This is a genomic window from Enterobacter sp. SST3, assembly GCF_000286655.1.
Classification (GTDB): domain Bacteria; phylum Pseudomonadota; class Gammaproteobacteria; order Enterobacterales; family Enterobacteriaceae; genus Enterobacter; species Enterobacter roggenkampii.
On sequence record NZ_ALNS01000030.1, the window covers coordinates 18,841 to 34,990 of the forward strand.

Below are 16,150 nucleotides of genomic sequence, written 5' to 3' on the forward strand. Positions count from 1 at the left end.
TTTTCCTACTGTACTACCTCTTTAAGTTAATCGCCACAGCCACTTTGATGGCCTCATCCATGAGGCCATTGAACAGGGCTCGTTGAGAGGGCGGTACATGACTACTCCTTACAAGAGTAGTCAACCTCTCAGTTTCAGGTTTTTTCTAATCCTTCTTTGTGTTGTGCGAAAAGAAAACTGACGATATGTTAAATATGCTGCTTAATCGTTCAACACAGAGCGACCACTGCTCCCAAATTGTATTCTTATTGAGTAGCTCAATTTCATGCTTAACGATTATGCCAATGACCTCACGGGGCAAACGTGAGTTCTGCATGTTTCGCACTATAGAGCGTTTCAATGCCGCTATGCTGGGTTCTGCTGGAATCGCGCGAATGTATCCCTTAGTTAGTAGCTCATATGCTAAATCGTCCGAGTAGACTTGAAGTCGTTCGAAAGGGTTTCCCATACTCAGAAGGTGAGCCAGCATCAGGGCATTACCTCTCTTGCTCGTAGGCGTGGCATTGGGTTGGTATCGGGACTCGATACGCAAGAATTGCCGATGCTCATTCAGATTGATATTAATGAATCTGGATTTCTCCCGAAAAGTGAGTTGTTTGCTTCCATGAGCATCTATCTTCTCATAGCAAAGAATATATAAAATAGAACGTGAACTGCCGATCCTGACACTCGGTAAACTCTTTTTATTATTGCGATACGATGTTTTTCCTGCTCGTTCCAATCCCCATATATAGTTATCTAACTGACAACCATAAATATCGACAGCAACATCTATTCGTGTAATCCATGATCGTGCCAATAGGTGATAAAATACTTCCCCTAATCGTTGATTCATCCACGATAGTAGATGATCGATCTTACTTGCAGTCAGATGTTGGGGGTGGAAATCTAAGCGTATACCTCCTGAGTTATGATTTATTGGTGAATAGTCAATTCGTAATAAAACTGGAGAGTTTTCTTTGATTCCCATGATTAATAGCGCGTTACGATAGGGTTTACCTTTTTTGTTTTTTATGTATCTCACTCTATATTTTTTATAGTTAAATTTTCTCATTTTTCTAAGTTTAGAATATACTCTCTTCTTCTCAGCTTTGTTGAGGAAGCAACTTACAATTGCAAGTCCATCAATTCGCATTTTTAATGAATGTCCAAAATTGTCCTTACCAATTCTCATAGAAGAACAAAAGTCGATATTGTGCTTATTTAATAGCATTGTTATTCCTTACGGCTAATAGCCATATATAGAATAGAGAACAATGACAGTTGATACTTACTCTAATAGGGTGTAAATGCTCCTAATGGCTATTGAAGCATGTTTAACTGATATATTCTCTATTCAGACATACTATGTGTGTGTATATAACGTGCTATTAGAGCAACGGTATATTAGTTATGGGAGGGTTAATTCGTATGTTCCTGCGCTAAAGGTACTTTCTGGCGACTCATAATCCATTGAAGTATTTCTTCCTCTCGCCATGCAATCGCACGAGAAGAATTACTTTGGTCATTTGTCCCACCTGTTAAGCGAACTGGTTCAGGGAAGTGGCCTGCTTTGATCTGGCGATACAGCGTTGCACGGGATATAGCGCACAATTCAAGAACCATTTTCATCTTGATCAAACGTGAAAAATTCATCTCAAAACCTGTTCGATTTGCGTATCGGATTGATACGAAGATTCTTTACAGTTTTCGATTTATACGTTTTTATACTGGTTTTTGTAAATCTGACGATCAGATTTTTTGTTGTTTAATGCATTGATATTAAATGTTATTTTTTTCTGAATTGGGATTAAATTGTCTGATCGTCAGATTTATAAAAAATGATTTTAATCTGATCATCAGATCCAATCTTGACAATCGTGTATCGAACATTAATCTGATCGTCAGATCTGATATTTTTAACGCGTGGTTGGAATAAGAATGACGAAAAAAACAAAAGCAGAAAAAGCTAATGAATTGGTTGTTAGAAGAAAAAGGGATGTTGAATATCAAAATAAGCGTAAAGAGAAACTTGAAAAACTTGGCGAACATAGTATTACAATAAGATTGGATAATACCGATTATGAGTCGTTATCGGATATTTGCGAAATTTTAGGATATCAACGTCCAGAGGCAAAAAAACGTAACCTGATAGAAATTTACTCAGCTAGTTTGATTCACTTGCTTCGTATTGAAAGGGAATCATCGATTTACAAACCTAAATCACGAACAGCTAAAAAATTTTATCGGTTATATAAAATTGTGAATCATTTAAAACATGATAAAAATTACTCTGATAATGAAATCATAACAAAGATGACATCTGATAAAATGCTCACCCCCTTATCGGTGATTAAAGGCGGGAAAAATTCTTCGTGGAGTGAAAAAGCACTAAAAAGAGTGTTGGATAAAGAAAAGGTAATTGAGACGTTAAAGCAATTAGATCACGATTTTAAAAAACCTTTACCCATTAAGTCATCAGGAATAGCATAATATTCCTGTCTGAAATAACTCTTGATATTTATTACTGTTTGGTATATTCATCAAGAAGCATAATCAATATACGCCTCTGCTTATGTGTCAGCCGAGGCCAAATTTTTTCAAATCGGCTTTTCAGATCCGCATCCTTTACTGGTACATATTCGAGTTGTTTCTGTTTATGGCTATCTGGTTCCGTGAAACAATCAATGAAAAACCAGCTAATTGGTGTATCAAGTGTAATGGCGATATTTACCAGATGCGCCACGTTGATCTTGTTTGTTCCGCGCTCGTATCGCGATAGTTGTTGGTGAGATATATCAACGAGTTCTGCTAAATGCTGAGCTGTTATTCCCAGTTCTTTACGACGCATTTGAATGCGTTGGCCTACCTGTTTGTCTGCACTGTCCGAAGATAACTGAGCCATACGTACCACTCTTCACCTATAAAATGTCTATAGATGGAAGTTTGTGGTCATTTTGCTCTTGTATGAACATCATCTATGGATTATAAATGTATTTTGCGCATCTATAGCCATAGTGATGAAGGGAAGGGAGCAAGAGATTGGATACCTCGTAATCAGCCGCTTTTACGAGAGCAAAAGTTCATTTTGTTCCCGTAATAAGAGATCTTTTTGATAAGTCTATAACAAACTCTTAAACGAATAGCTTGTTTGGCATGGCTGATGAGAAAACAAGAAATATTGATTATCGAATCACGCAGTGATCAGGATATTTATGATGGCAGATGCGAAGGAGATACATTAAAACGTGTACTTCAACTACAGGGTGTTAATGCAAAAAGCATAGAGGTGATTAATGAGAAAATGTTTATTAAAGCTTTAAACATAGCCAAGCGAGAAAATATAAAATACATTCATATCAGTGCGCACGGTTTTGATGAAGGTTTTTCTCTTACTGACGGTGATATTGTTACGTGGCGTGATTTCGACCGTCTTGCATGGCCAATTTTACGAGGGAAGTGTATTTGTTTCTCAAGTTGCTCTGTTGGCAATGGAGTAGCAGAATTATTTACTCTGCATAAATCTTTCTGCAATGCAATTGTTGCTCCAACTAGAAATATTAGTTGGGGGGAAGGGTTGGTTGCATATTCTGCATTTTACCATCGAACACAATCACACGAAAAGTCATCTTCCCAGAATGTAAAAGTAATGAATCATATCGTTGGTGCAGGAACTTTTAAACTTATCGAGTCACCTTATATTTCACGAACCTATACGATTGGAGCCTTCATGAACAATATTTTATGAATAAATCGCGTGTTTTATTAAAGTTAACTTGTCGTTAAGATAAACGACAAATTAACTAGGTTTAGAGATTAACTATTTTTGAATGGGTGGATTATGAGCGAGAATCTTTCTGCTTCACAGAAAAAAATCAAGAATGAAATAGTTCTTAGAGCTATCGGGTATGACGCTGGCATCGCATTATTAATTGCGGGTGCTGTTTATTTTATTTTTGCTATTGAACCTATGTTTGCGAGAATAGGTTTGTCCTTAATAGTATTTACGGCATCTTTTTTTATTGCAACTAAGGTTACTATTTATTTTCTCTCTGGTGATTATCAATGTGAGGCTTGCAATGCAACATATAGTATTGAGCTTCTTGATACAGAAGAGATATTTTTATCCGCTATACCTCGTAGTGCAATCAAAAATGGAGGTCGGGTAACATCAGGTGATCGTGAAGGTAAGCATATTGTAATACATGAAAATTGGACGGAAGAAAAATATGATGTCACCAGAAAATATCGTTGTGTTGTTTGTGGTGACACATATCAGGAGCAAGGGGTGGAAACAAGGAAAACTAGTTTTTCAAGTACCAAAACATATCGGTAACCATCTGTTATATAAAAGATAAATATTTTATAATGGAATTATGATGAAAAAGATAACGATAGCATTTATTTTAATCACGAGTGTATCTCTGGCACATGCTGGCGAATATGTTAAACGTAATGGTATTTTATCCCTTTCTCCGAGAGGTGAGATTGCTGAATTCAACATTAATGCTTCACATGGTGATACATCAATATGTGAAGTATATGGTGAAGCTATATCAATTGGGGCAGAGAAAGGGCTACGTAATCAATGGGTGTATAGCGATAAAGAAAGTATGTGCGCAGTAGTTATCAGTGAACAACAAAATGGCACTATACAGGTTATTACTGACAAATGTGACAACTACTGCGGCGTATCAGCTATAGGTGCTATGGATGGGAAATACAAGAAGAAGTAATTAGTTTGGGAATGCCAATTTCCAACCTGAAATAGTTCAGGTTGGAAATAAGGGGTTTAAAATAGAGGAAAACTTACGCAATATCCTTTCTTAATGGCATTACGTTATAATTTTCACCTTTTTCTAAAGACAAGAGTAAATTAATCCATAGCTCTAATGCTGCTTTACGTTCATCAAAATATTGGTAACGATTATAAATACCTTCAACGCCCTTGATACGGTGATTTAAGCAACGTTCAGCAACTATGGGATCTATTCCCAGCGCGGCCAGATGTGAGCGTGCTGTACGCCGGAAATCATGAATAGTGAAGTTAGGGACGTTAGGCATGTTAGCTTTAATTTTTCCTAACGCTACAGATAATGTACTTTCCTGAATATGGGGGATCATTCGATGCTGCATTTTTCTGGCCGGAAGAACCCACTTACTATTAAATGACATACAATGAAGTTCTTGTAGCCATTCAAGCGCAGGAGCAGGAATAGGGATATCGATCGCATCGCCGTTTTTTACCCGTTCAGCAGGCAGATGCCAGATGGCATTTTTAAAGTCGAATTCTTCCCACGCAGCGCCGCAAAACTCCATTTTTCGGCAGCAGAAAACCAGAATAAGTTTCATGGTTAACTCATTTTGACGTGAGAAACCCTTTGTCTTTGGCATGGTCTGGAAGAACTGCACGAGTTCTTCACGACTGAGCCAGCGCTCCCGGCTTTGTTCCTGTCCACCAGCATCAGCGATTTCAAAAGCGCCAGTAGGATTCGTTTCCAACATATGCCGTTTTATGCCGTAATCGAATATGCGGCGAGTCCATCTCAACACATCGTTAGCGATTGTCGGTGCACCACGCTGAACGATTTTTTGCAGCATGTCATCAATATGGAAGGGACGAACATCTTCTATTCTGAGGTGCCCGATATTAGGGTTGATGTCCTTGTCTATGCGACGGCGCAGAATGTCCGGATGCTTCCAGCGGGTCAGGATCTGGCGTTCAAAGTATTCGGCGGCTAACTCTGAAACACGTAATGCGTGTTTTTCTTCCTCCATTTTCTTCAACGCTTCTGCTTTGCGTTCTTGCTTCTCTCCCGCTACGTCATGGCCCAGAGCGACACGAGCGGAAAGCTCTTTAGCGATTTCCCGCGCTTTGGCAAGTGAAATGCTGGAGTAGTAGCCAATGAGCATCACTCTGGCTTTACCCGCCATTTTGTAACGAAAGCGCCAGAATGGGGCGCTATATGTCTCTGGAAAACAGATATATAGCCCATTTCCATCGGAGCGTCCCGCGAAATTTTCTTTGTTTTTTATCCATGTACGAATCTGTATGTCTGTCAATTTGCTCATATGTCACTCGTTACCAGATGGGGTGTACTTAAAGTGGTGTGCATAAAACCGAGTAAGTACACCTTTAAGTACACCTAAAACATGCGCTGTAGTGATACGATATGAGACTATATAAAACAAAAAAAGCCATTTTTTACAATGGCTTTTTTAGGCGGTGAGATGCGATGAGACTCTATGAGATCGAGTGAAACACTACTCGATATTCTGGATCTGCTCGCGCATTTGCTCAATCAGTACTTTCAACTCAATCGCTGAATTCGTTACTTCCGCATTGATCGACTTAGACGCAAGAGTGTTCGACTCACGGTTGAACTCCTGCATCATAAAGTCCAGACGGCGGCCTACCGCTTCCTTTTTCTTCAGAATGTTGTAGGTCTCTTTAACGTGCGCTTCCAGACGGTCCAGCTCTTCAGCGACATCAATACGTTGCGCCATCAGCACCAGCTCTTGTTCCAGACGGGTGTTTTCCAGCTGAACTTCTGCCTCTTCCAGTTTGGCGACCAGGCGCTCGCGCTGCCACTGCAGCACTTCCGGCATATGGGTGCGAACCTTTGCCACTTCCGCACTCACGCCTTCAAGGCGCTGCTCAATCATCGCTTTCAGCGCCTGACCTTCGGTTTCGCGGGCAACGATAAAGTCATCCAGCGTGCCGTCGAGGGCGGCCAGAATTTCAGCGGCAATCGCGTCCAGATCCTGCTCACCGGCGGCCATGACGCCAGGCCAGCGCAGAATATCAACCGGGTTGATTTCGCCTTCATCGCTCTGCATTTTGACCCAGTTCGCCGCATTCACGAGCTGTTTCGCCAGTTTTTCGTTGAGGATCAGCTCGCCCTGTGCGCTGGCATCAGGCTCAAAGCGCAGGTTACATTCCACTTTACCGCGCGTCAGACGCGTACGGATACGCTCGCGAACAACAGGCTCAAGGCTGCGGAACTGCTCCGGCATACGGAAATACGTTTCCAGGTAACGCTGGTTTACCGAGCGCATTTCCCATGTAGCGCTACCCCAGCTACCCTTGATTTCACGCCGGGCGTAGGCGGTCATACTGCGGATCATAGACATTCCCGTTTTTAAAGGAGAGATGGGGGGATTATAGCTTTCGGGGGCTTCTCAGGATAGGAATAAGCGTCCTTTATCCGTATAATGCGCAGCCACATTCGTTTCAAGCCGGAGAATCCATCATGCGTCCATCAGGTCGTAGCGCCAATCAGGTGCGTCCCGTCACCCTGACCCGTAACTATACAAAACACGCTGAAGGCTCCGTGCTGGTTGAGTTTGGTGACACCAAAGTGCTGTGTACCGCATCCATCGAAGAAGGCGTTCCGCGCTTCCTGAAAGGTCAGGGCCAGGGCTGGATCACCGCCGAGTACGGCATGCTGCCGCGCGCGACCCATACCCGTAACGCCCGTGAAGCGGCGAAGGGTAAGCAGGGCGGTCGTACCATGGAAATTCAGCGTCTGATCGCGCGTGCGCTGCGCGCCGCCGTTGATCTGAAAACCCTCGGCGAATTCACGATTACCCTGGACTGCGACGTGATTCAGGCCGATGGTGGCACGCGTACGGCCTCTATTACCGGCGCCTGTGTAGCGCTGGCAGATGCTCTGAACAAGCTGGTTGCAGTCGGTAAGCTGAAAACCAATCCAATGAAAGGCATGGTTGCGGCGGTCTCCGTAGGCATCGTTAACGGTGAAGCGCTTTGCGATCTGGAATACGTTGAAGATTCCGCTGCAGAGACAGACATGAACGTGGTGATGACCGAAGACGGTCGCATCATTGAGGTGCAGGGCACGGCAGAAGGCGAGCCGTTCACCCACGAAGAGCTTCTCTCCCTGCTGGCGTTGGCCCGAGGGGGAATCGAATCCATTGTCACGACGCAGAAAGCGGCGTTAGAAAATTGATTTTAAAGGCGACCAATGAGTCGCCTTTTTTTTGCCTGTAAGACAGAAAAACCAAAGGAGCTAATCCATGAAATCGTATCAGCGCCAGTTTATTGAGTTTGCGCTTAACAAGCAGGTACTTAAGTTTGGCGAATTTACGCTGAAATCCGGGCGTAAAAGTCCTTATTTCTTCAACGCCGGGCTGTTTAATACCGGGCGCGATCTGGCACTGTTAGGCCGTTTCTATGCCGAAGCGCTGGTGGATTCCGGGATTGATTTTGACCTGCTGTTTGGCCCGGCCTATAAGGGCATTCCGATTGCGACCACTACCGCGGTGGCGCTGGCGGAACATCATGATCGCGACGTGCCGTACTGCTTTAACCGCAAAGAAGCCAAAACCCACGGTGAAGGCGGGAATCTGGTCGGCAGCGCGCTGCAGGGCCGCGTCATGCTGGTGGACGATGTGATCACCGCGGGCACGGCGATCCGCGAATCAATGGAGATTATCCAGGCCAACGGTGCAACGCTGGCTGGCGTGTTGATTTCGCTGGATCGTCAGGAGCGTGGTCGCGGAGAAATTTCCGCCATTCAGGAAGTGGAGCGGGATTACAACTGCACTGTGACGTCAATAATCACCCTGAAAGATCTGATTGCGTATCTGGAAGAGAAGCCTGAGATGGCGGACCATCTGGCAGCGGTAAAAGCGTATCGCGAAGCGTTCGGGGTTTAAGTGCATTGCCCGGTGGCGTTGTGCTTACCGGGCCTACCCGTTCGTAGGCCGGATAAGGCGAAGCCGCCATCCGGCGATGGCGTTACTGTAATTGTGCTGCGACTAACGGCCAGCGGGCGTCAAAATCGTCCGTTGGACGGTATTTGAACTCGCTGCGCACGAAGCGGGAAAGCATCCCTTCACAAAACGCCAGAATCTGGCTCGCCAGCAGCGTTTCATCAATGCTGTATCCTTCACCCTCACGCATTTTCTTCTCGCGCAGCACCTGGCGCAGCTGCGCTTCAATGCGTTCGAAAAGCTGGTTAATGCGGCCCTGGAGTCTGTCCTGCTCAAACATCAGCGCGTGGCCGGTCAGGATACGGGTTAAGCCCGGATTGCGTTCACCGAAGCCCAGGATTAACAGCACTATCAGACGCAGACGCGCGGTAGTGTCTTTTTCGTCTTTCAGAATCAGGTTGATGCGCGTGATCAGGCTGTCTTCAATAAACTCGATCAGACTGTCGAACATCCGGGTCTTGCTCGGAAAATGACGGTACAGCGCCGCCTCAGACACGCCTACGGAGGCGGCCAGTTTAGCGGTGGTGATGCGTTGACTGCCATCGCTGGATTCAAGCATCAGAGCCAGAGATTGAAGTATTTCTTCGCGACGATTCCTTTTCGCGGTTTGTTTTTCTGCCATGTTACAAAATACCCCTGAAAATAAGCACTTGCCAGGCTGGCATCCACACAGCGACCGCAAACGGACGTTTGCGGTTTGTTATTGCATTATGACGCTGTGAGATACGTGTTTGTCGGGCCGTTATTTGCGCCCGGAATGGCCGAAGCCGCCTTCGCCACGGTCGGTGGCGTCAAAGTCTGCCACCAGGTTAAATTCTGCCTGTACCACCGGTACAAAGACCATCTGTGCGATACGCTCGCCCGGTTCAATGGTGAAGCTGTCCTGACCACGGTTCCAGACGGAGACCATCAGTTGACCCTGATAGTCGGAGTCGATCAGGCCCACCAGGTTACCCAGCACAACGCCGTGCTTATGGCCCAGGCCAGAACGCGGCAGGATAACCGCTGCCAGCGACGGGTCAGCAATGTGAATCGCCAGGCCAGTCGGAACCAGGGTCGTGGCACCCGGAGCCAGTTCTACGGCGTCATCGAGACAGGCGCGCAGGTCAAGACCGGCAGAGCCGGAGGTGGCATAGGTTGGCAGCGGGAATTGCTCGCCAACACGCGGGTCCAGAATCTTAACGTCGATTTTTTTCATCATAACGGGTAACGATCTCGTCGAGTAAATGTTGGCCCAGGAGTTCCTTGCGCTCAAGCGGTAAGACTTTATCTCCATCCTGCCAGAAAAGGTGCAGTGCGTTGCTGTCGCTGTTAAATCCTTGTGTGGCCAGCGATACGTCGTTCGCGCAAATCAAATCGAGGTTTTTGCGGGTACGTTTTTGCCGGGCATATTCTTCCACATTATTCGTTTCTGCGGCAAACCCAACAACGTATGGCCGGTGGCTTTTTAGTGCGGCGACACCGGCAACAATGTCCGGGTTTTTCACCATTTTTAGTGTTAATTCATCGCCTTGCTTTTTAATTTTAGCCTCGGCGATCGTCTCAGCACGATAGTCTGCAACGGCCGCACAGCCGATAAAAATCTGCTGGCTTTGCGCATGTGCCTGCACGGCGGCTTCCATCTCCAGCGCGGTGGTAACGTCAATTCGCTTCACACACGCAGGCGTAGGTAGAGAGACCGGGCCGCTCACCAGCGTGACGTTCGCACCGCGCTTCGCGGCGGCGGCGGCAATCGCAAAGCCCATTTTGCCGGAACTGTGGTTGGTGATGTAGCGCACCGGATCCAGCGGCTCGCGCGTGGGGCCCGCGGTTATCATGATGTTGAGATGTTGCAGATCGTTGACAGGCGAAAAGTGGGCCGCGGCCATATCAACAATCGTCAGCGGATCAAGCATGCGGCCCGGGCCAACATCGCCGCAGGCCTGGCTACCGCTGTCCGGACCCCAGATAAGCAGGCCGCGTGAGGCTAGGGTCTCAAGATTGTGCTGCGTAGCCGCGTTACGGTACATCTGCTGGTTCATGGCAGGCACGACGGCAACAGGCGCAGGTGTGGCCAGACAAATGGTGGAGACCAGGTCGTTTGCCATACCGGCCGCTACCCGGGCGATTAAATCAGCCGTGGCGGGCGCGAGGATAACCAGGTCTGCCCATTTCCCAAGCTCAATATGGCCCATCGCGGCTTCGGCGGCCGGATCGAGCAGGCTGTCAGATACCGGGTATCCTGAAACGGCCTGCAGGCTCAGAGGAGTGATAAAGGCTTTACCGCCTTCGGTTATCGCGACCCGTACATCTGCCCCGCGCTCGCGCAGACGACGCACCAGCTCCGGCGCTTTGTAGGCAGCAATACCGCCGCTCACGCCAAGAACGATTTTTTTACCGGCCAGGCTCATCATGATTCTTTCCTGTTGGGGTTCACCAGAGAGCGGGCATTTTATCACAATCCCCAAAACGGGGTGATTTTGTCCTTCGACCACTTTGCGAGGCGCTACGCAAGAACGCAACGTGGTCGTCGAGTGCCTGACTGGCCTGTGGCAGCATGCGGTTAAAAAAGGGAGAAAGAGCATGGAAGAAGAGGATGAGCCGCTGCTGCCGCGCGAAAAACTGCTGCGCTATGACGTCACCCTGTTAAAAGATGATGAACTGCTGGCGCTCTTTTTACGTACCGGAACGCCCGGTAAAACGGTATTTACGCTGGCAAAAGAGCTGATCGTACATTTCGGTTCTCTGCACGGTTTGCTGACCGCCGAACTGGCGCAGTTTAAGCACGTAGAAGGGATCGGTGTGGCGAAATATGCCCAGTTGCGGGCCATTGCTGAACTTGCCCGCCGTTTTTACAATGTCCGCATGGAGAAGGACGATCCGATCCTGACGCCAGCGATGACGCGTGAATATCTGCAAAGCCAGTTAACCGATATCGAGCGCGAGATCTTTATGGTGATCTTTGTCGATAACAGAAACCGGGTACTGAAACATAGCTGCCTCTTTGCCGGCACGTTAAGCCACGTTGAGGTGCATCCGCGAGAAATTGTGCGGGAAGCGATAAAAGTGAATGCAGCGGGCGTGATCCTCGCGCATAATCACCCCTCAGGCTGTGCAGAACCGAGCAGAGCGGACAAAGAAATCACCGAGCGCATTATCAAATGCTGTCAATTCATGGACATTCGTGTGCTGGACCATCTGATAATTGGCCGCGGAGAGTACATTTCTTTTGCAGAACATGGCTGGATTTAGGCTATTTCTCGCGATCCATCGGGATCTTTGTCTGTTCGGGACTTGAGCACACCGCCGAGTCAGCGTATACTACGCCACCTTTGAGAATCTCGGGTTTGGCATTTGGGCCTGGCAATCGAGAGTTCACTTAGAACTATGCGATGACCGGGCTGTAAAGCCTGACGAGGCGCCGATACCCCATACGAAGCTCGAGCTAATTTGATTTTTGGAGAATAGACATGTCCCGAGTCTGCCAAGTTACTGGCAAGCGTCCGGTGACCGGTAACAACCGTTCCCACGCACTGAACGCGACTAAACGCCGTTTCCTGCCGAACCTGCACTCTCACCGTTTCTGGGTTGAGAGCGAGAAGCGTTTTGTCACCCTGCGCGTATCTGCTAAAGGTATGCGTGTAATCGATAAGAAAGGCATCGATACAGTTCTGTCTGAACTGCGTGCCCGTGGCGAAAAGTACTAAGTACTTAAAGAGGAAATAAATCATGGCTAAAGGTATTCGCGAGAAAATCAAGCTGGTTTCTTCTGCTGGTACAGGTCACTTCTACACCACCACGAAGAACAAACGTACTAAGCCGGAAAAACTGGAACTGAAAAAATTCGATCCAGTTGTACGCCAGCACGTACTGTACAAAGAAGCTAAAATCAAATAATTTTAGTCTCCTTGTATCGAAAAACCCCGCAACTGCGGGGTTTTTTGCATTCTGTATCTCAACGGAGGAACCATGCCTGAATTACCTGAGGTAGAAACCAGCCGTCGCGGCATTGAGCCCCATCTGGTCGGCGCGACGATTCTTCACGCGGTTGTCCGTAACGGGCGTCTGCGCTGGCCGGTGTCCGATGAGATCCATGCCCTGAGCGATAAACCCGTCCTTAGCGTGCAGCGCCGCGCGAAATACCTGCTGCTGGAGCTGCCCGACGGCTGGATCATTATCCACCTGGGGATGTCCGGGAGCCTGCGCGTTCTTACCGAAGAACTGCCTGCGGAAAAGCACGACCACGTGGATCTGGTGATGAGCAACGGCAAAGTGCTGCGTTACACCGATCCACGGCGCTTTGGCGCGTGGCTGTGGACGAAGGAGCTGGAAGGGCATAACGTGCTGGCGCATCTGGGCCCGGAGCCGCTCTCAGACGCGTTTAACGCGGAATACCTCAAGGCGAAGTGCGCGAAGAAGAAAAGCCCGATTAAGCCCTGGCTGATGGATAACAAGCTGGTGGTCGGCGTGGGGAATATCTACGCCAGCGAATCGCTGTTTGCGGCCGGGATCCACCCCGATCGGCTGGCCTCGTCGCTGTCGGCGCAGGAGTGCGAGCTGCTGGTCCGGGTGATTAAAGCCGTATTGCTGCGCTCGATTGAGCAGGGGGGGACAACGCTGAAGGACTTCCTGCAAAGTGACGGCAAGCCGGGCTATTTTGCCCAGGAACTGCAGGTGTATGGCCGTAAGGGCGAACCGTGCAGAGTCTGCGGCACACCCATTATTGCCACGAAGCACGCCCAGCGCGCCACGTTCTACTGCCGTCAGTGCCAGAAATAGGGCTACTTTAGCTTTTCCATCAACGCCTGGTGGACGTTAACCGGCAGGAAATGGGTAACGTCCCCGTGATGGCGCGCCACCTCTTTCACCAGCGTGGACGAGATAAACGACCACTCTTTGGAGGGCATCAGGAACACGCTCTCCAGCTCCGGCATCAGGTGGCGGTTCATGTGCGCCAGCTGCATCTCATATTCGAAGTCTGCCACCGCGCGTAAACCGCGGATCAGAATGTTCGCCTGCTGGGCCCGGGCGAAGTTAGCCATCAGGTCACTAAACCCGACCACCTCAACATTCGGCAGGTGCGAAATGGCATCGGTGGCAAGCTGCACGCGCTCGTGGAGGTCAAACATCGGCTTTTTGCTGGGGCTCGCGGCAATGGCCAGGATGACCTTGTCAAACATGCACGCCGCACGGGTGATGATATCAAGATGACCGTTGGTGATCGGATCGAAGGTACCCGGATAAATCGCTTTTGTGCTCATGGCTCACGTTTTCTCTGAGTAGCCGCGGCAGAGCGCCCACAGCTCGGTGTATTTGTTGAAAGTATACTGGGCATTCACTACCGCGAGTAACCAGCCCTGCTTACCGTCCAGAACGCCACCACGCAGCAGGAGCGTTTTCAGGAACGCGCCCAGCGTGTGGGTAAAGATACCGGTCAGTGAGGCCTTCTTGCCGCGCTGGTGACGCTCCTGCGCCCAAGCCGTGGCATAGTTGAGCTGTTTACGCTGGAAGCTCGCGAAATCGCGGCAGGTCAGGTGCAGCAAATCGCCCGTCAGGGGGATGACCTGGGCGTTGTCGCAGCTCAGGGATTCATGCACCAGATTGTCGTTGTACTGATAGCGCTCGCGCTCGTAAAGGCGCGTCACGCGGTCAGGATACCAGCCGCTGTGGCGCATAAAACGGCCAAGGAAGTAGTTGCGGCGGGCAATGCTGTATACAGCACCAGGTTGAGGTGAGGAAAGCACCGCCTGAATGGCCTGCTGAAGCTCCGGCGTGATGCGCTCGTCAGTATCGAGCATCAGGACATAATCTCCGGTGGCAAACCCCTGCGCGCGCTGGCGCTGGATGCCATAGCCTTGCCAGTCAGTATCGATAAAGACTTTTGCGCCCGCTGCCCGGGCAACGTCCACCGTGTTGTCCGTACTTCCGGAATCAAGAATGACTATCTCATCAGCCCAGGCTACCGACGCCAGGCAGTCCGGAAGCAGGTCGGCGGCGTTTTTGGCGATCATCACGACCGACAGACGCGTTGACATCAGTGGCTCCGCTGGGGCAGGTAAGGTTGCAGAAGCTGCAGCAGACGGGTCAGGGCACCCTGGTTCTGGTGCAGCACTTCGACCGCATGTCGCCCGTACCACAGGCGATAATCTTCGTCAGTCAGAAGGGTTGAGACCTCTTTAACTACGGAGTCCGCATCGGTCACGGTAATTAAACCATCGGCCTGCTGTAATTTTGCGCAGATATCTTTGAAGTTAAATGTGTGCGGCCCCATCAGCACTGGAATCGCGTGGGCTGCCGGCTCGAGCGGGTTATGGCCGCCGCGCTCCACCAGGCTGCCGCCGACAAACGCGAGGTCAGCAATGCCGTAGAGCAGCATCAGTTCGCCCATCGTATCGCCAATCACCACCTGGGTGCTGCCAGACGGGATCTCCCCGCTGCTGCGCAGCGTGAAGCTGAAACCGCCTTTTTGCACCATTTCACGGGCATCTTTAAAACGTTCCGGATGGCGGGGCACGAGGATTAGCAGTAAATCAGGGAAGCTTTCCAGCAGCTTGCAGTGCGCCTGCAGGATGATCTCTTCTTCACCGTCATGGGTACTGGTCGCAATCCAGACCTGACGACGCGGGGCCCACTGGCGGCGAAGCGTGATCGCGCGGGCGGCGAGTTCAGGGGTAACCGAAATATCAAATTTCAGGCTACCCGTCACTGCAAGCTGGTTGCGCTTCAAGCCCAGAGAGATAAAGCGTGCCGCATCTTCTTCATTCTGCGCGGCAATCAGGGTGATTTTGCTCAGCAGGCGGCGCATAAATTTACCCAGCTTGCCGTAACCTTTCGCCGAGCGCTCTGACAGGCGCGCGTTGGCAATCACCAGCGGAATTTTACGGGCATGCAGGGCGGAAATCATGTTTGGCCACAGCTCGGTTTCCATCACGATCACCAGCTTCGGGCGAACGGTATTCAGGAAACGATTCATGGCGCAGGGGAGATCGTAAGGGAGATAGACGTGATGAACATCTTTGCCGAAAGCGGATAACGCGCGCTCCGAGCCGGTTGGCGTCATCGTCGTGACGGTAATCGGCAGCGACGGGTAGCGGTGACGCAGGGCGCGAACCAGCGGAATCGCCGCCAGCGTTTCACCGACAGAAACGGAATGCAGCAAAATACCGTCCGGTGCGACTTTATTGCGGCAGAAGCCATAGCGTTCAGCCCAGCGTTTACGATACGCAGGCGCTTTCCGGCTACGAAGCAACAGTCTCAGCCACACCAGTGGCTGAATAATGTAGAGCAGGGCGGTATACAACAATTCCAAGCGATTATCCGTTTTTTTAGTTTCGGCGGGCAAATTCTAAGCATTTGAGCCGTCTAAAGCTATCTCTTTGGTGTTTTAAGATACCCATTTGCCTGCGTTACGCTCATTCGCCTGAAAAAAAACGGGCAATTTCTTGCCCGTTTCATG

21 protein-coding genes are annotated in these 16,150 nt (G+C 49.1%); 10 read left to right on the forward strand and 11 right to left on the reverse strand.

Annotated elements, in window-relative coordinates:
• Nucleotides 1–145: 145 nt before the first annotated feature.
• Nucleotides 146–1,213, reverse strand: a complete 1,068-nt coding sequence (locus tag B498_RS04530; RefSeq protein WP_008502682.1) for a hypothetical protein — start codon at nt 1,211–1,213, stop codon at nt 146–148.
• A 188-nt stretch (nt 1,214–1,401) separates the two neighbouring features.
• Nucleotides 1,402–1,635, reverse strand: a complete 234-nt coding sequence (locus tag B498_RS22540) for a helix-turn-helix transcriptional regulator (protein WP_032623043.1) — start codon at nt 1,633–1,635, stop codon at nt 1,402–1,404.
• 285 nt (nt 1,636–1,920) lie between these two features.
• Between B498_RS22540 and B498_RS04525 the strand changes: the two genes are divergently transcribed.
• Nucleotides 1,921–2,472, forward strand: a complete 552-nt coding sequence (locus B498_RS04525) for a hypothetical protein (protein ID WP_008502683.1) — start codon at nt 1,921–1,923, stop codon at nt 2,470–2,472.
• Nucleotides 2,473–2,503: 31 nt separating this feature from the next.
• Here the strand turns inward: B498_RS04525 and B498_RS0121655 are convergent, their stop codons facing one another.
• Nucleotides 2,504–2,884, reverse strand: coding sequence for a helix-turn-helix domain-containing protein (locus B498_RS0121655; protein WP_032623044.1), 381 nt, complete (start codon nt 2,882–2,884; stop codon nt 2,504–2,506).
• A 246-nt stretch (nt 2,885–3,130) separates the two neighbouring features.
• Between B498_RS0121655 and B498_RS22545 the strand changes: the two genes are divergently transcribed.
• From B498_RS22545 to B498_RS0121660, 3 genes are all read left to right on the forward strand, one after another.
• Nucleotides 3,131–3,727: a hypothetical protein gene (locus B498_RS22545; RefSeq protein WP_237716809.1), complete on the forward strand. Its 597-nt coding sequence runs from the start codon at nt 3,131–3,133 to the stop codon at nt 3,725–3,727.
• 93 nt (nt 3,728–3,820) lie between these two features.
• On the forward strand, nt 3,821–4,315 hold the full coding sequence (locus tag B498_RS23200) for a hypothetical protein (protein ID WP_008502685.1): 495 nt from the start codon (nt 3,821–3,823) through the stop codon (nt 4,313–4,315).
• A gap of 40 nt (nt 4,316–4,355) precedes the next feature.
• Nucleotides 4,356–4,715 carry an acyl-CoA dehydrogenase gene (locus B498_RS0121660; protein WP_237716810.1) on the forward strand — a complete coding sequence of 120 codons (360 nt, stop codon included), beginning with the start codon at nt 4,356–4,358 and terminating at the stop codon, nt 4,713–4,715.
• Between the two features lie 73 nt (nt 4,716–4,788).
• On the opposite strand, the gene B498_RS04520 is transcribed toward B498_RS0121660, so the two are convergent.
• Together B498_RS04520 and B498_RS04515 are read right to left on the reverse strand one after the other, a co-directional pair.
• On the reverse strand, nt 4,789–6,051 hold the full coding sequence (locus B498_RS04520) for a tyrosine-type recombinase/integrase (RefSeq protein WP_008502686.1): 1,263 nt from the start codon (nt 6,049–6,051) through the stop codon (nt 4,789–4,791).
• 192 nt (nt 6,052–6,243) lie between these two features.
• Nucleotides 6,244–7,107, reverse strand: a complete 864-nt coding sequence (locus B498_RS04515) for a YicC/YloC family endoribonuclease (RefSeq protein ID WP_008502687.1) — start codon at nt 7,105–7,107, stop codon at nt 6,244–6,246.
• Between the two features lie 125 nt (nt 7,108–7,232).
• Between B498_RS04515 and rph the strand changes: the two genes are divergently transcribed.
• Nucleotides 7,233–7,949: a ribonuclease PH gene (gene rph / locus B498_RS04510; protein WP_008502688.1), complete on the forward strand. Its 717-nt coding sequence runs from the start codon at nt 7,233–7,235 to the stop codon at nt 7,947–7,949.
• Between the two features lie 67 nt (nt 7,950–8,016).
• Nucleotides 8,017–8,658 carry an orotate phosphoribosyltransferase gene (gene pyrE / locus B498_RS04505; protein WP_008502689.1) on the forward strand — a complete coding sequence of 214 codons (642 nt, stop codon included), beginning with the start codon at nt 8,017–8,019 and terminating at the stop codon, nt 8,656–8,658.
• An 82-nt stretch (nt 8,659–8,740) separates the two neighbouring features.
• Here the strand turns inward: pyrE and slmA are convergent, their stop codons facing one another.
• The 3 genes from slmA to coaBC form a co-directional block, all read right to left on the reverse strand.
• Nucleotides 8,741–9,337, reverse strand: a complete 597-nt coding sequence (slmA, locus tag B498_RS04500; RefSeq protein ID WP_008502690.1) for a nucleoid occlusion factor SlmA — start codon at nt 9,335–9,337, stop codon at nt 8,741–8,743.
• Between the two features lie 120 nt (nt 9,338–9,457).
• Nucleotides 9,458–9,916 carry a dUTP diphosphatase gene (dut, locus tag B498_RS04495; protein WP_008502691.1) on the reverse strand — a complete coding sequence of 153 codons (459 nt, stop codon included), beginning with the start codon at nt 9,914–9,916 and terminating at the stop codon, nt 9,458–9,460.
• The gene (gene coaBC / locus B498_RS04490; protein ID WP_025910617.1) at nt 9,894–11,105 is read right to left on the reverse strand and encodes a bifunctional phosphopantothenoylcysteine decarboxylase/phosphopantothenate--cysteine ligase CoaBC; all 1,212 of its coding nucleotides are present in this window, start codon (nt 11,103–11,105) and stop codon (nt 9,894–9,896) included. Before coaBC ends, dut begins: the two co-directional genes overlap by 23 nt.
• Before the next feature lie 172 nt (nt 11,106–11,277).
• On the opposite strand from coaBC, the gene radC reads away from it, so the two are divergent.
• The 4 genes from radC (at nt 11,278) to mutM (ending at nt 13,473) form a co-directional block, all read left to right on the forward strand.
• On the forward strand, nt 11,278–11,946 hold the full coding sequence (radC, locus tag B498_RS04485) for a RadC family protein (protein ID WP_008502693.1): 669 nt from the start codon (nt 11,278–11,280) through the stop codon (nt 11,944–11,946).
• A gap of 218 nt (nt 11,947–12,164) precedes the next feature.
• Entirely contained in the window at nt 12,165–12,401 is a 237-nt protein-coding gene (rpmB, locus tag B498_RS04480; RefSeq protein WP_002436699.1) for a 50S ribosomal protein L28, read from the forward strand.
• Nucleotides 12,402–12,423: 22 nt separating this feature from the next.
• Nucleotides 12,424–12,591, forward strand: a complete 168-nt coding sequence (rpmG, locus tag B498_RS04475) for a 50S ribosomal protein L33 (protein WP_003024094.1) — start codon at nt 12,424–12,426, stop codon at nt 12,589–12,591.
• 72 nt (nt 12,592–12,663) lie between these two features.
• The gene (mutM, locus tag B498_RS04470) at nt 12,664–13,473 is read left to right on the forward strand and encodes a bifunctional DNA-formamidopyrimidine glycosylase/DNA-(apurinic or apyrimidinic site) lyase (protein ID WP_008502694.1); all 810 of its coding nucleotides are present in this window, start codon (nt 12,664–12,666) and stop codon (nt 13,471–13,473) included.
• Nucleotides 13,474–13,475: 2 nt separating this feature from the next.
• On the opposite strand, the gene coaD is transcribed toward mutM, so the two are convergent.
• From coaD to waaA, 3 genes are read right to left on the reverse strand one after another with little or no spacing between them, the layout of a single operon-like run.
• The gene (coaD, locus tag B498_RS04465; protein ID WP_008502695.1) at nt 13,476–13,955 is read right to left on the reverse strand and encodes a pantetheine-phosphate adenylyltransferase; all 480 of its coding nucleotides are present in this window, start codon (nt 13,953–13,955) and stop codon (nt 13,476–13,478) included.
• 3 nt (nt 13,956–13,958) lie between these two features.
• Nucleotides 13,959–14,729, reverse strand: a complete 771-nt coding sequence (locus B498_RS04460; RefSeq protein WP_008502696.1) for a glycosyltransferase family 2 protein — start codon at nt 14,727–14,729, stop codon at nt 13,959–13,961.
• Complete coding sequence (gene waaA / locus B498_RS04455; protein ID WP_008502697.1) at nt 14,729–16,003, reverse strand: lipid IV(A) 3-deoxy-D-manno-octulosonic acid transferase; 1,275 nt, start codon at nt 16,001–16,003, stop codon at nt 14,729–14,731. The genes B498_RS04460 and waaA overlap by 1 nt, the downstream gene beginning before the upstream one ends.
• Nucleotides 16,004–16,150: the final 147 nt, after the last annotated feature.

Excerpts from the sequence above, each read along its gene's own strand:
- mutM (WP_008502694.1), top strand. The coding sequence starts at position 12,664 with ATGCCTGAATTACCTGAGGTAGAAACCAGCCGTCGCGGCATTGAGCCC.
- rpmG (WP_003024094.1), top strand. The coding sequence starts at position 12,424 with ATGGCTAAAGGTATTCGCGAGAAAATCAAGCTGGTTTCTTCTGCTGGT.
- coaBC (WP_025910617.1), bottom strand. The coding sequence starts at position 11,105 with ATGAGCCTGGCCGGTAAAAAAATCGTTCTTGGCGTGAGCGGCGGTATT.
- B498_RS0121655 (WP_032623044.1), bottom strand. The coding sequence starts at position 2,884 with ATGGCTCAGTTATCTTCGGACAGTGCAGACAAACAGGTAGGCCAACGC.
- B498_RS0121660 (WP_237716810.1), top strand. The coding sequence starts at position 4,356 with ATGATGAAAAAGATAACGATAGCATTTATTTTAATCACGAGTGTATCT.
- radC (WP_008502693.1), top strand. The coding sequence starts at position 11,278 with ATGGAAGAAGAGGATGAGCCGCTGCTGCCGCGCGAAAAACTGCTGCGC.
- B498_RS04515 (WP_008502687.1), bottom strand. The coding sequence starts at position 7,107 with ATGATCCGCAGTATGACCGCCTACGCCCGGCGTGAAATCAAGGGTAGC.
- rph (WP_008502688.1), top strand. The coding sequence starts at position 7,233 with ATGCGTCCATCAGGTCGTAGCGCCAATCAGGTGCGTCCCGTCACCCTG.
- B498_RS23200 (WP_008502685.1), top strand. The coding sequence starts at position 3,821 with ATGAGCGAGAATCTTTCTGCTTCACAGAAAAAAATCAAGAATGAAATA.
- B498_RS04520 (WP_008502686.1), bottom strand. The coding sequence starts at position 6,051 with ATGAGCAAATTGACAGACATACAGATTCGTACATGGATAAAAAACAAA.
- rpmB (WP_002436699.1), top strand. The coding sequence starts at position 12,165 with ATGTCCCGAGTCTGCCAAGTTACTGGCAAGCGTCCGGTGACCGGTAAC.
- coaD (WP_008502695.1), bottom strand. The coding sequence starts at position 13,955 with ATGAGCACAAAAGCGATTTATCCGGGTACCTTCGATCCGATCACCAAC.
- B498_RS04525 (WP_008502683.1), top strand. The coding sequence starts at position 1,921 with ATGACGAAAAAAACAAAAGCAGAAAAAGCTAATGAATTGGTTGTTAGA.
- B498_RS04460 (WP_008502696.1), bottom strand. The coding sequence starts at position 14,729 with ATGTCAACGCGTCTGTCGGTCGTGATGATCGCCAAAAACGCCGCCGAC.
- B498_RS04530 (WP_008502682.1), bottom strand. The coding sequence starts at position 1,213 with ATGCTATTAAATAAGCACAATATCGACTTTTGTTCTTCTATGAGAATT.
- slmA (WP_008502690.1), bottom strand. The coding sequence starts at position 9,337 with ATGGCAGAAAAACAAACCGCGAAAAGGAATCGTCGCGAAGAAATACTT.
- pyrE (WP_008502689.1), top strand. The coding sequence starts at position 8,017 with ATGAAATCGTATCAGCGCCAGTTTATTGAGTTTGCGCTTAACAAGCAG.
- dut (WP_008502691.1), bottom strand. The coding sequence starts at position 9,916 with ATGATGAAAAAAATCGACGTTAAGATTCTGGACCCGCGTGTTGGCGAG.
- B498_RS22540 (WP_032623043.1), bottom strand. The coding sequence starts at position 1,635 with ATGAATTTTTCACGTTTGATCAAGATGAAAATGGTTCTTGAATTGTGC.